Annotated in this window: 10 protein-coding genes; 7 read left to right on the plus strand and 3 right to left on the minus strand. The window is 61.6% G+C overall.

Features of this window, described 5'->3' with window-relative positions:
- Positions 1-273: 273 nt before the first annotated feature.
- On the plus strand, positions 274-702 hold the full coding sequence (locus tag H7B90_RS17100) for a VOC family protein (protein WP_185137111.1): 429 nt from the start codon (positions 274-276) through the stop codon (positions 700-702).
- 31 nt (positions 703-733) lie between these two features.
- Positions 734-1,324: a TetR/AcrR family transcriptional regulator gene (locus H7B90_RS17105; protein WP_185137112.1), complete on the plus strand. Its 591-nt coding sequence runs from the start codon at positions 734-736 to the stop codon at positions 1,322-1,324.
- A 94-nt stretch (positions 1,325-1,418) separates the two neighbouring features.
- On the opposite strand, the gene H7B90_RS17110 is transcribed toward H7B90_RS17105, so the two are convergent.
- Positions 1,419-2,294: an AraC family transcriptional regulator gene (locus H7B90_RS17110; RefSeq protein ID WP_185137113.1), complete on the minus strand. Its 876-nt coding sequence runs from the start codon at positions 2,292-2,294 to the stop codon at positions 1,419-1,421.
- A 133-nt stretch (positions 2,295-2,427) separates the two neighbouring features.
- Here H7B90_RS17110 and H7B90_RS17115 point away from each other — a divergent pair, with 133 nt between their 5' ends.
- Together H7B90_RS17115 and H7B90_RS17120 are read left to right on the plus strand one after the other, a co-directional pair.
- Positions 2,428-4,407 carry a beta-galactosidase trimerization domain-containing protein gene (locus H7B90_RS17115; protein ID WP_185137114.1) on the plus strand — a complete coding sequence of 660 codons (1,980 nt, stop codon included), beginning with the start codon at positions 2,428-2,430 and terminating at the stop codon, positions 4,405-4,407.
- 85 nt (positions 4,408-4,492) lie between these two features.
- Positions 4,493-6,832: a helix-turn-helix domain-containing protein gene (locus tag H7B90_RS17120; protein WP_185137115.1), complete on the plus strand. Its 2,340-nt coding sequence runs from the start codon at positions 4,493-4,495 to the stop codon at positions 6,830-6,832.
- 58 nt (positions 6,833-6,890) lie between these two features.
- On the opposite strand, the gene H7B90_RS17125 is transcribed toward H7B90_RS17120, so the two are convergent.
- On the minus strand, positions 6,891-7,787 hold the full coding sequence (locus H7B90_RS17125; protein ID WP_185137116.1) for an SDR family oxidoreductase: 897 nt from the start codon (positions 7,785-7,787) through the stop codon (positions 6,891-6,893).
- A 161-nt stretch (positions 7,788-7,948) separates the two neighbouring features.
- The gene (locus tag H7B90_RS17130; RefSeq protein ID WP_185137117.1) at positions 7,949-8,905 is read right to left on the minus strand and encodes an AraC family transcriptional regulator; all 957 of its coding nucleotides are present in this window, start codon (positions 8,903-8,905) and stop codon (positions 7,949-7,951) included.
- Between the two features lie 274 nt (positions 8,906-9,179).
- Here H7B90_RS17130 and H7B90_RS17135 point away from each other — a divergent pair, with 274 nt between their 5' ends.
- Genes H7B90_RS17135 through H7B90_RS17145 form a run of 3 tightly spaced genes read left to right on the plus strand, consistent with a single transcriptional unit; the run spans position 9,180 to position 12,666 of the window.
- Positions 9,180-10,178, plus strand: coding sequence for an ABC transporter permease (locus tag H7B90_RS17135; protein ID WP_185137118.1), 999 nt, complete (start codon positions 9,180-9,182; stop codon positions 10,176-10,178).
- Positions 10,179-10,196: 18 nt separating this feature from the next.
- Entirely contained in the window at positions 10,197-11,087 is an 891-nt protein-coding gene (locus H7B90_RS17140; protein ID WP_185137119.1) for a carbohydrate ABC transporter permease, read from the plus strand.
- 37 nt (positions 11,088-11,124) lie between these two features.
- Entirely contained in the window at positions 11,125-12,666 is a 1,542-nt protein-coding gene (locus H7B90_RS17145) for an ABC transporter substrate-binding protein (RefSeq protein WP_185137120.1), read from the plus strand.
- Positions 12,667-12,687 lie beyond the last annotated feature (21 nt).

Here is a 12,687-nt window from a genome sequence, read left to right on the forward strand (position 1 = left end):
AGCCGTAAGAGCAACCCCTAATCCAGGAGCTGCTCTTAGCATACAAGGTGGAATTTGTATGGTTTTTTTCACACAAATCAAACCCCATGCCCCCTATTAAGGCCAATTTTATACGATTTTTCATACACAAGTCTGAATCGAAAGATCTCGGGATAGGTTTCGTTAGGGAAATGGACTTTCGTAGAAAAAAGGGACCGAGAAGAACGCTCTTTTGTTTACATACATACTGTTTGTATGCTAAATTAGGTTTATCCAAATTTAGGAGGTTCCTTTATGAGAGCATCCAGCTTATACCCCGTCCTTCTGACCGACCGGGTTGCCGCCACGGCAGACTTCTACGTCGAGCACTTCGGGTTCGCGAAGGTATTCGAGGCGGATTGGTATGTGAGCTTGAAGATGTCCGGCCATGCCTTCCCGTTCGAGTTGGCCATTCTCGACGCCGCCCATCCGACGATTCCCGAAGCTTACAGGAAGAAGACGGGCGGGCTGATCCTCAACTTCGAAGTGGACGATGTCGATAAGGAGTACGAACGCCTGGTTCGAGGGGCCAAGCTTCCCGTGGAGCTCGAGCTCCGCACGGAGGAGTTCGGACAGCGCCACTTCATCACTTCCGATCCGAACGGGATCTTGATCGACGTCATTACGGTCGTTCCCCCGACGGACGATTACAGCAGCCAATACATCGAAGAGGCATGGAAATAAAGGGCCTGGCAGGGGAGCGGAAGAGTCGAGCATGAGAAGAAGCAAAGCCGAGGCGACGGAGACGGTTCGAACGCTGCTCGAAGTCGCCCGAGCCCATTTTACCGAGCACGGATACGCGAACGCGGCCCTGGAGTCGATCGTTCAGGAAGCGAATGTGACGCGGGGCGCGGTCTATCATCATTTTCGCAGCAAGAAGGAATTGTTCCGGGTCGTCCTTGAGAACGCCCAGCGGGAGGTCGCCGACCGGGTGGAGCGGGAAGCTTCGACAAGCGACGACCTGTGGCAGCAGCTTCGCTTGGGCTGCCGCGCGTTCGTCATGGCCGCCGTCGAGGAGAGGAACCGGCGAATTCTGCTGATCGACGGCCCGGCGATCCTCGGTTGGGAGACCTGGAGGGAGATGGACCGGGCCCATTCCATGCGTCTCTTGAGGGAACAGCTTGGCACCATGCGGGACCATGGATTCTTCCCGGCGATTCCGCTGGAGGTCCTGACTCACTTTATCTCGGGCGGACTGAACGAGACGGCTCTCTGGCTCGCCAACCAAGCGTTGCAGCCGAACGTCGCAGACGAGACGATGAAGGCTCTGGACGCGCTTCTGGAAGGGTTTAAGCATTTTCGTTAATGGTCGAATATCCATAAGCTCTCGCTATAAAGTTCGCGACAAGCTCCTCTTAAGGCAACACTGGGTGTAAATCAGGCAACCTGAAGCGATTCGGCTAATCGCGCCGCAGGCCGCGGTATTGGGTCGGCGACATCCGATGGTAGTCGGAGAATTGCTTGGAGAAGTAGTGCACGGAGTCGTAGCCGAGCTGCTCGGAGATCCGGGTGACCGATTGGTCGCTCTCGAGCAGCAGGGCCGCGGCTTTTTTCATTTTCAAGCGGAGCTGGTACGCCTTCGGAGTCATGCCCGTCGAGCTCTTGAACAGCTCGTAGAAGTGGGACTTCTCCAGGCCGCACTCCCGGCTCATCTCCTCGTGGGACCAGCGGGCCTCCGGCTCCCGCTCCATCCGCCGAAGCAGGCGCGCGATGCGGCGGTCGGCCGGGGAGCCCGAACGCAGCTCGCCATGGGCATGCAGCAGCCAAGCCTTCATAAGGCTGGACACGAGCGCTTCCGCGTTCTCGTCCGCCGAGCCGTGCCACCCGCAGATGCGCGCGAGCCAATCCGTGAGCGGCGAATGGGACGGAACGCGGGCGTGCCGCGGCATCGCGTCCAGCTCCGGGCATGCCGTCGGCGGCGGCATGAGCTGAGGATCGGGGCGGCTCGTCTGGAAGGAGAAGTGGGAGAACAGCCGCTCGGGCTTCCCCCACAGGTCGCAGTAGAGGTTGTAAGCCGTAAGCGGCGCGGCCGACTCCAGATGGAACGAGTGCGCTTCCCCCGGCCGGATGTAGACGAGAGACCCGGTGCCGACCGGGTACGGCGTCCCTTCGACGACTACGCTCCCCTGGCCGTGCACGAACAGGTGGAAGGCATGCGTGTACCCGACCCGCGTCTCCTCGTGCACGTCTCCTCTGTACGTATAGCGATGGGCGTCCCTGACGTAGACGGACGCCTCCGCCAGCTTCCTCTCCGCCTGCGGAACGCTTCTCTCCAACTCTCAACACCACCGGAATATATTATAAATGACGGAATGCTGTTAAAAGACGGTCGTTCGCCTCCATCATACAATAAAGGGGAGGAAGAAGGGAACCAAGGCAAGCATTCCAACCGTGAAGGAGCAATATTCGATGCGCTTCAGACAGGTTCATCTGGATTTTCACACGTCGGAAAATATTCAAAGAATCGGACAGAGCTTCTCCAAGGCTCAGTTCCAGGAGATGCTGAAGGTCGGCCATGTCGATTCGATCACGGTGTTCGCCAAGTGCCATCACGGCTGGGCGTATTTCCCGTCGGAGGAGAACGAGATTCACCCGCACCTGGACTTCGACCTGCTCGGCGCCCAGATCGAAGCGGCGCACGAGATCGGCGTCAAGACGCCCGTCTACTTGTCCGCCGGGCTGGACGAACGGCTCGCGCGCCTGCACCCGGAGTGGCTCTTCCGCGACGAGAACGACCAGACGAGCTGGGCGAAGGGGTTCATGGAGCCGGGATACCATCTGTTCTGCTTGAACTCGCCTTATCTCGACATCCTGATCCGCCAGATCGAGGAGGCGGTGCGCAAGTACGACGGCGACGGCGTCTTCCTCGACATCGTGGGCGTGCGCAAGTGTTACTGCCATACGTGCGTCAACCAGCTGCGAAGCGAAGGGAAGGATCCGCGGGATCCGAAGCGCGTCCTCGAGCTCGGCGAGCGGGTCTACGCGAACTATACGCGCCGGGTGAAGGAGGCCGTCCACGCGATCAAGCCGGGCCATCCGATCTTCCACAACGCCGGCCACATCCACCGGGGACGGCGCGACCTGGCGGCGATGAACACGCATCAGGAGCTCGAATCGCTGCCGACGGGCGGCTGGGGCTACGACCACTTCCCATTGTCCGCCCGCTACGTGCAGCCTCTCGGCTACGATTTTCTCGGGATGACCGGCAAGTTCCATACGTCCTGGGGCGAGTTCGGCGGCTACAAGCACCCGAACGCGCTGAGGTACGAGGCGGCGCTCAGCCTCGCCAACGGGGCCCGCTGCTCGATCGGCGACCAGCTGCATCCCGAGGGGCGGATGGACCCGGCCACCTACCGGCTGATCGGCGCCGCGTACGCGGAAGTGGAGCGCAAGGAAGCGTGGTGCTCGGACGCGCGGAACGTCGCCGACGTCGGCCTGCTGTCGGTCGAAGCGGTCAGCGCGGGCGCCAGCGGCAGCGGAGCGTCGACGACGAAGCCGGACATCGGCGCGGCGCGGATTCTGCTCGAGAACCAGATCCTGTTCGACGTGCTCGACCTCGAATCCGACTTCCGGGCGTATAAGGTGCTGATTCTGCCGGACCGGGTGACCGTGGACGAGAAGCTCGCGGCGAAGCTGCGCGACTACACGAACGGCGGCGGGAAGCTGCTCGCGACCGGGCTGTCCGGCCTCGATCCGGAGCTGAAGGGCTTCGCGGTCGATCTCGGGGTCCGCTATGCCGGGCCGAACCCGTTCAAGCCCGACTATCTGCGCCCCTTCTTCGAGCTGCCGTCGCTGGGCGAGGCTTCCTTCGTCCTCTACGCCGACGGGCAGCGGGCGGAGCTGGCCGCAGGAGGCGAAGAGCTGGGCCGCCGCGAGGATCCGTACTTCAACCGCGACGTGTACTCCTTCTGCTCGCACCAGCATACGCCGAGCAGCCACAGCGGCGGCGGACCGGGCATCGTCCGGAGCGCGAACGGCATCTACATCGCCTGGAACGTGTTCGAGGACTACGCGGACAAGGGCTCGCTCCCCGTCAAGGAGACGGTGGCGCACGCGCTGCGGCTGCTGATCGGCCGGCCGACTCTCGAGATCGGGCTTCCCGCCCAGGGCGTCGCGACGCTGCAGCACCAGGAGAAGGAGAAGCGGTACGTCCAGCATTCGCTGTACGCGTCCCCCGTCCGGAGAGGAACGGGCGTCGAGGTCATCGAGGACCTCGTGCCGCTGTACGACGTCGACGCGAAGGTGCGTCTGCCGGGCAAGGAGATCGTCCGCGTCTATCTCGCCCCGGAGGGGGCGGATCTCGCTTACGAGACCGACGGCGACACGGTCCGCTACACGATCGGCAAGCTGCTGAACCACCAGATGGTCGTGCTCGATTACAAGGCGTGATTCGGCAATCGCATTTGACACTCTTTTTGACGGGATTATATAGTTAAGGCACCAAGACGACCAAGAGGTACGGGAGTGGGCCGCCATGAATCTGTTCCGGACGTTCCGGGGACGCAAATACCTGCAACGGATCTTGCTCAGCTTCATTCCGGTCGTGGCGATTCTGGCGGTCGCGTCCTACTGGCTTAACGCCAACGCGCGGGGCAAGGTGCTGGAGACGCAGAACGAAGCGGATCTCAGGCTCCTCTCGCAGATCAATTACAATATCGAGAACATGAACGGCATCGTGAGGGACCTCGCCGTCTCGCTGTTCAACGACGACGAACTGATCGCCCTCAAGGCCGGCGCCAACTACGAGCAGAGCATTCTCAAGGTGTACCGGCTGGACCGCACGGTCGCCGAATCTCCGTATTTGCATTCGGTCGCGTTCTATAATTCGAGCCAGCGCCGGTTTTTCTCGTCTCTCAACCACAGCATGCCCAACGACGAGTTCTACGGGGCGCTCGACGCCTACATGAAGGCCCACCCGGACGTGCCGAAGCTCCAGTTGCTTCCGCTCGATCTGAACGGCGGCAACGGCATCGACGTCTTCATCTTCTTCCTGTACGACGGGCCGTCCCTCGGTTCGGTCAACGGCAATGCGCTCATTCTGACGGTGAAGCCGGACTGGATGCTGGACAATGTGAAAACGCTTAATCGCTTGGCCGAACGGGAGAACGACGCCCTCTTCATCGCGGACGGGGACGGCAACGTGCTGATCTCGAGCGATCGGGTGCAGAGGGACTTGGCGGGCATGAAGGACGCGCTGCTGCAGCGGATTGCCGCCTCCCCGCGGACGCTGGACGACTTCACGTACACCTACAAGGGGACCAAGTACAAGGTGACGTATCTGAGCAAGGGGCTGAACAACTGGAGCATCGTCAGCCTGCGGGATTACGACGCCGTGCTCGGCAGCGTCCGGCAGATGAAGTGGACGGAGATCGTCGTCACGGTGTCCGTCGTCCTGCTGGCCGTCCTCTTGTCCGTCTACTTCTCGCTTCGGCTGTACCGGCCGGTCGGCCAGCTGTACAGCCTGGTGAAGGACGACGGGCGGACCCCTGCGCCGGCCGCGGCTTCGGCCCGGTCGGCGGCTCCGGACGAGATGACGGTGATCGCCGCCAACTTCCGCGGCTTGCAGGATAAGCTGAGCCAGCTCGAGAGGGAGCAGGCTTCGCAGGCCAACATCGCCAAGGCGTACCAGCTCCGCAGCCTGATCGGCGGCAGCGACGCCGTGCCGGAGACGGAGCTGCTGCAGAACAAGGCGTTGTACGGGCTCGACATCGCCGTGCCGGGGACGTACGCCGTGGCCGTCGTCCGGCTCGACGGCCTGGAGGAGCTGCTCGCCGCGCAGGGGCCGCAGGCCGAGTCGCTGCTCAGCTTCGCGATCGCCAACATCGGCCAGGAGCTGCTGCGCCGCTCCTTCTCCTGCGAGGCCGCGGACATGAAGAGCGGCCACCTCGTCTTCCTCGTCAGCGGCGGAACGGACAAGGAGTTCGCTTCCCTGAAGGAGAGGTTCGCGGAGCTGCAGCGAACGGTCCGGCAATACTACCGGGTCTCGTTCACGGTCGCTCTCAGCCGCCCGTTCTCTTCGTATCGGGAGATCACGAGCCGGTACAAGCTCGCGCTGCGGCATTCGGATTACCGCATGGCGACGGGCCGAGGCTCGATCCTCGATCCGGACCGGGTTCAGGCGAACGAGCGGAACGCGGAGTACCGCGTGCCTCCGGAGCTCGAGCGGCAGCTCGCCGAAGGGCTCAAGGGCGGAGACCGGGAGCGGGCCGAGGAAGCGATCGCCCGCTGGAAGGAGGTCGTCGGCGGGTTCGGCTTCGAGAACATGTTCGCCGCCGTCCAGCATATGGCGATGACGCTGAGCAATACGCTCCGGGAGATGAACAGCTACAACCTGAACCCGGTGTCGGTCGACCTTCAGGCGATCAACCGCCGCATTCTCGGCAAGGAGACGCTGGAGGACATCGGGCGCGTCCTGTCCGAAGTCATCGGCGAAGTGTTCGAGCAGCGCCAGAGCGGCAAGGAGGACAAGGGCCGCCTGATCGCGGAGACGATCAAGGAGATCGTGGACAAGCATTACGCCGACCCCGATCTCAACGTGCAGAAGATCGCCGACATGCTGAAGATGAACCCGGTCTATCTCGGGCAGACGTTCAAGGCGCAGGAGGGGGGCACCGTCGTCGACCTGATCAACTCGACCCGGCTCGCCCAAGCCCGCCTGTACCTGGAGCAGCAGGACTTGACGGTCGCCGAGATTATGGAGAAGGTCGGCTTCGGGAACGAGAGCTACTTCTACCGCCTGTTCAAGCGCCGTTACAGCGTCACTCCGAAGGAGTACCGCCTGAAGTTCTCGATCGAGCGTCTGAACGGGGGTTGACCTATCGGACCATTCAAAAACGGACAGCTGCGGCGAACCGCAGCTGTCCGTTTCCTATTCAGGTCGCGAAATACGATTCCCGATCCAGGTCGGGAATGAGCCCCGGATGCACGGGCTGCCACCCGAACCGCTCCCGGGTCAGCGCGCTCGATGCCGACATGTCCTTCGACACGAAGCGCGCCAGCCAACCGAAATGATCGGCGGCCTCTTCGGCGGCCTTGCCGACCGTCGGCACTCCGAGTCGGCGGCCGATGACGTCTGCGATGTCGCGAAGCGGCACTCCCTCTTCTCCGACCGCGTGCAGCTTGGCGCCAGCGGGCGCCGACTCCAGCGCCAGCCGGTAGAGCCGCGCGGCGTCGAGCCGATGCACGGCAGGCCAGCGGATGACGCCATCGTCCACGTAAGCCGAGACGCCCGTTGTGCGGGCAAGCCGGATCAAGGCCGGAACGAAGCCGTAATCGCCGTCGCCGTGCACCGAGTGCGGAAGCCGGACGATCGACGCCCGCACGCCGCGCGACGCCAGCGAGAGCGCCTCGGCTTCCGAGGCGGAGCGATGCGTCACGACGGAGCCGGGATCGGGCGAATCTTCTTCCGTTCCGAGGCGGCCCGTCGCGAGATGCCCGATCACGGAGGTCGCGACGAAGGGGCGGCCGGACCCCGCGAGCGCGGCGCCGATCGTCTCGACCGCGCGCCTGTCGGCCTCGCCGGCGGCGTTAAGGTTCGAGAAATCGTGAATGAAGGCGGTATGGATGACGCCGTCCGATTCGGCCGCTCCGCGACTCAGGCTCTCCAGATCGTCCAGAGCGCCGCGGTACGCGGAGGCTCCCGCGGCGGCGAGCTTGGCTGCGGCCGCATCCGAACGGGCGAGGCCAAGCACCTCATGCCCGGCTTCCAGCAGTTCGCGCACGATGGCGGAGCCGACGAAGCCCGTCGCTCCAGTGACAAAAACGCGCATATTGAAACCCTCCCTATACGAGTCGAAGGTGGAATCGTTCAAACCGCCGGCGGTTTAAAGAGACGACTCGACAACGTTAGCCCTAAGGCTAACCTCATTATAGGTCATGCTTCGGCGCGAGATTTGTTTCATTCCCGCCTCTTCTTGCCTGATCCTCCGGATCAACCGTCCGGCGTCCGCGCCGTCTGGCGCAATCTGGCGACGTCGCTCCTTGGCGGGCTGCCGAAGAATCGGCTGTAATCCCGGCTGAACTGGGAGGTGCTTACGTACCCCACCAGCCGGCATGCCGTGGTCGCATCCATGGAGCCGGCGGCCATCAGACGCCTCGCTTCGTGAAGACGCAGCGCCTTCTGGTATTGCAGCGGGCTCATGGAGGTCACGGACTTGAAATGCTCGTGGAACGAGGACTCGCTCATATGGACCAGCTCGGCCAGCTCCGCCACCTTCATCGGTTGGGAGAAGTTGTCGCGAATCCAGGCGATCGCCTTCGCCATTCGCTGCACGCCCGAATCCGCGAAGCCGATCTCCGCGACGCGAACGCCGACGGGGCTGCGCAGGATTCGGATCAATATCTCGTCCATGACGAGCGGAGCGATCCATTCGGCGTCGCCGGGATGAAGCAGACACTTCACGAGTCTTCTCGCTGCGGCCACCAGGCCGTAATCGGCGTCGGCGACGTAACCCGAGCTGCGCCCCGGAACCGGCGGCAGGCCCCGGGGATACGCCTTCAGCGCCAGCTCGGCGATTCGAAGCGGATCGAGGTCGAGCCGGATTCCAAGGAACGGCTCGGAAGGGCTGGCAAGCGTCGTCTGGAGAGTAATCGGCAGCGCGAGAGGGAGCATGAGCATTTGCGACTTGCCGAACGGATAGACATCCTGCCCTACCGTAACCGCCTTCGCCCCTTGCGCCACGATAAACAGCGAGGGCGAGTAGAAGGTGTTGACAACCGTATCCGTTCGCGAGAAGCGGCCGAGGTGCAAGCCGGGAATGATCGGATCGCAGACGCCGTCATGCGGCGTATGGGCGCGGATCAGCCGAGCCAGCCGCTCCGTCTCCGCATCGAGTGATTCCTCCTCGTCCGTCCCTCGATTCAACGGCCCATGGAGAGTGTCCGTCATGGCGCCCTTCCTCCTCCTCTCGGGTAGAGCTCCTCTTGTACAAACCGAGATTATCATAAAGGATACGGTACGGAAAACCAAGTTCCGTACAGCCCCCCGCCAAGCCCCCCTACAGAATTCCAAGATACGTACAGCGCCTCTATACAGGATTCCTGCATATGTACAGTACCCGGAATCGCGCCGCGTCGGCTATCGTTAGACCTGTAAGCGCAACCAACCGAGCCAGCCGGCAAGCGACACGGAAGCGCGACGGAAAGGAAAGGAGCTGCAAGAGATGTTGGATGAGCCGGTTACGAAGACGCACTCGCAGGTAGGCGGCAGAAGGGAGCCGGCGGCGCGAACCGAGAAGAAGAAGTCGGCCTTGCGCAGGGAGCTGTCCCATCTGCGCAAAAACCGGGAGCTGTTCCTTCTATCCCTGCCGGGGATTTTGTACAAATTGATTTTCGCCTATCTGCCGATGGTCGGCCTCTTGATCGCCTTCAAAAATTACCGGTACGATCTCGGAATCTTCGGAAGCAAGTGGGTCGGCCTGGACAACTTCAAATTTCTGTTCACCACGGACACGGCCTGGAGAATCACGCGCAACACCGTTCTGTACAACGTCGGCTATATGCTGATTACGACCGTAGCCGCCTTGCTGTTCGCGGTGCTGCTCAACGAGATCCGGGCGAAGTGGACCCGGTTCTACCAGACGGCGCTGTTCCTGCCCCACTTCCTCTCGTGGGTGCTGGTCGGCTACATCGCCTACGCGTTCCTGAACCATTCGGACGGCTTCATCAACCGGATGCTGATCTCGCTCGGGATGGAGCCGATCAGCTGGTACCAGGATTCGGGCCCGTGGCCGTACATCCTTATTCTGGTCCACCTGTGGAAGGCGATCGGCTTCACGACCTTGATCTACTTCGCCGGCATCATGGGCATCAGCGGCGATTATTACGAGGCGGCCCGCATCGACGGGGCGACGAAGACGCAGATGGCGCTCAAGATTACGGTTCCGCTGCTGACGCCGCTCATTATCATCATGCTCATTCTGTCGGTCGGCAGCATGTTCCGGGGCGACTTCGGCCTGCACTACTTCATTCCGAACAACTCGGGCTTCCTCTACGCGTCGACGGACATCATCGACACCTATGTCTATCGGGCGCTTCGCGAAGTCGGCAACGTCAGCATGTCCGCCGCGGTCGGCTTCTATCAATCCGTCGTCGGCTTCGTGCTGGTGCTTCTCGCGAACGGCATCGTGCGAAGAATCAACCCGGATCACTCGATGTGGTAAGGAGGCCGCGAAAAGAAGATGAACACGAACGCCAGCTATTCCTTGTCCCGGTTCCTCATCCACCTGTTCTTCACGGTCGTCTCGATCGCGACGGTCCTGCCGTTCCTGCTCGTCGTCGCCGTCTCCCTCACGGACGAGAAGGCGCTGACGGAGCGCGGGTACCAGTTCATTCCGAGCGACTTCAGCCTGAACGCCTATCGCTACATGCTCGATTCGCCGGATATCCTGTTCCGGGCGTACGGGGTGACCATCCTGATCACCGTCGCCGGCACGCTGGTCAGCCTGCTCGTGACCGCGATGACCGCCTACGTCGTCTCCCGGCGGGATTACCGGTACAACCGGATCACCACGTTCTACGTGTTTTTCACCATGCTGTTCAGCGGCGGACTCGTTCCGTCCTACATCCTGATCACGCAGTATTTGCATCTGAAGGATAATCTGCTGGCGCTAATTCTTCCGATCCTGCTGTCGCCGTTCAACATTATGGTCTTGAAGGGGTTCCTGTCCAAGCTTCCGATCGAAGTGGTCGAATCGGCCAAGATCGACGGGGCGAAGGAGCTCGGGATCTTCTTCAAAATCATCCTGCCCCTGTCGACGCCGGCTCTGGCCACGCTTGGACTTCTGATCTCGTTCGCCTACTGGAACGAATGGTTCAACGCCATGCTGTACATCGACGATCCGAACAAGGTGCCGCTGCAGCTCTTGCTCGTCCGGACGCTCAACAGCATCGAATTCATCACGACCAATTCGGAATTCGCCCAGCAGCTCGGCATCGATCTGTCCGACTTCCCGAACAATTCCGCGCGGATGGCGATCGCCGTTCTCGCCGGAGGGCCGATGCTCGTCATCTTCCCGTTCTTCCAGCGCTTCTTCGTCAAAGGGCTTACGGTTGGCTCCCTCAAGGGTTAACATAGCAAGCAAGAGAAAAACGTAGGAGGTCACACGAATGTTGAAGAGAAAATTAGGCATGACCGCGCTGGCTCTCGTCGCCGCCGCCGCGATGGCCGGCTGCTCCGGCGGGAACGGCAACGGCAGCTCCAGCGGCAACGGCGGCGATTCCTCGCCTTCGGGCTCGGCGCCGTCCTCGCCGGCTTCGGCCTCGGCATCGGGCTCCTCGGAGCTCAAGCCGGTCGAGCTGACCTGGTATTACCCGCTGAACCAGCTTCAGCCGGATCAACAGAAGGTGGAAGACGCCGTCAACAAGATCGTCAAGGAGAAGCTCAACGCCACCGTCAAGCTGAAGCCGGTCGTCTTCGGAGACTACGTGCAGAAGATGAACACCGTCCTGGCCGCGAGCGAGAAGTTCGACATCATGTGGACCGGCTACCTGATCAAGCCGGAGGAGCTCGTCCGCAAGGGGGCGCTCATGCCCCTCGACGATCTGATCAATCAGTACGCTCCCGACCTGAAGGCCGATATGCCGCAGTATATGTGGGACGGCCTCACCGTCGACGGCAAAATCTACGGCATCGCGAACCAGCAGATCAACGGCACCCGCTACGGCTTCATTATCCAGAAGAGGTTCGCGGACAAGTACCAGCTCGACACGTCCTCCATCAAGAAGCTCGAGGATCTCGAACCGTTCCTGGAGAAGCTCAAGCAGGGCGAGCCGGACATCATCCCGTTCAACGGCTTCGTCAATACGGCTCTGCGCGACGAGACGTATTGGGGGCTTCCGGGCCTCGACGATCACTTCTACGTGAAGATCGGCGACCCGACCTACAAGCTGTACCGCTATCCGGAGGAAGAGCTGAACCTGTACCGGCTCATGAGCAAGTGGTATAAGGCCGGCTACATCTACAAGGACGCGGCTACGGCGAAGATGAACGATTACGTCGCCAAGGGCCAGATCGCGGTCGACTTCAACAACGTGCTGAAGCCCGGCGTCGAGGCTGAGGTCAAGGCGAAGAACGGCGGCAACGACGTCATCGTCGTCCCGATCAGCGACTGGTTCACGAACGGGTACTCGGCGACGACGAACCAATCGATCAGCCGCACGTCCCCGAACCCGGAACGCGCCATGATGCTGCTCAACCTGGTCAACACCGACCCGGAGCTGTACAACCTGCTCTGCAACGGCCTCGAAGGCGAGCATTACGAGAAGAAGCCGGAAGGCTATATCGTGCCCGCGGCGGATACGAAGTACCGGCCGAACGTGGACTGGGTTTTCGGCAACGTGTTCAACTCCTACCTGAAGGAAGGCCAGCCTCAGAACGTCTGGGAAGAGACGAAGAAGATCAACGAGACGGCCGAGCTCAACCCGGTCGGCGGGTTCCACTTCAACTCCGAGCCGGTCGTCACCGAGATCGCCAACCTGAACGCGGTATGGGGCGAGTACAAGAAGGGCATCCAGACCGGAACGCTCGACTTCGACAAGACGTGGCCGAGCCTGTACGAGAAGCTGAAGGAAGCGGGCGAAGACAAGTACGTCGCCGAGGTTACGAAGCAGTTCGAAGAGTTCCTGAAGAGCAAAGGGCTTAAGCAGTAAAAGAGAAGGGATTAAGTGCAA

Origin of the sequence: Cohnella xylanilytica, from assembly GCF_014212175.1 — a bacterium.
In the GTDB taxonomy this organism is placed as follows: domain Bacteria; phylum Bacillota; class Bacilli; order Paenibacillales; family Paenibacillaceae; genus Cohnella; species Cohnella xylanilytica.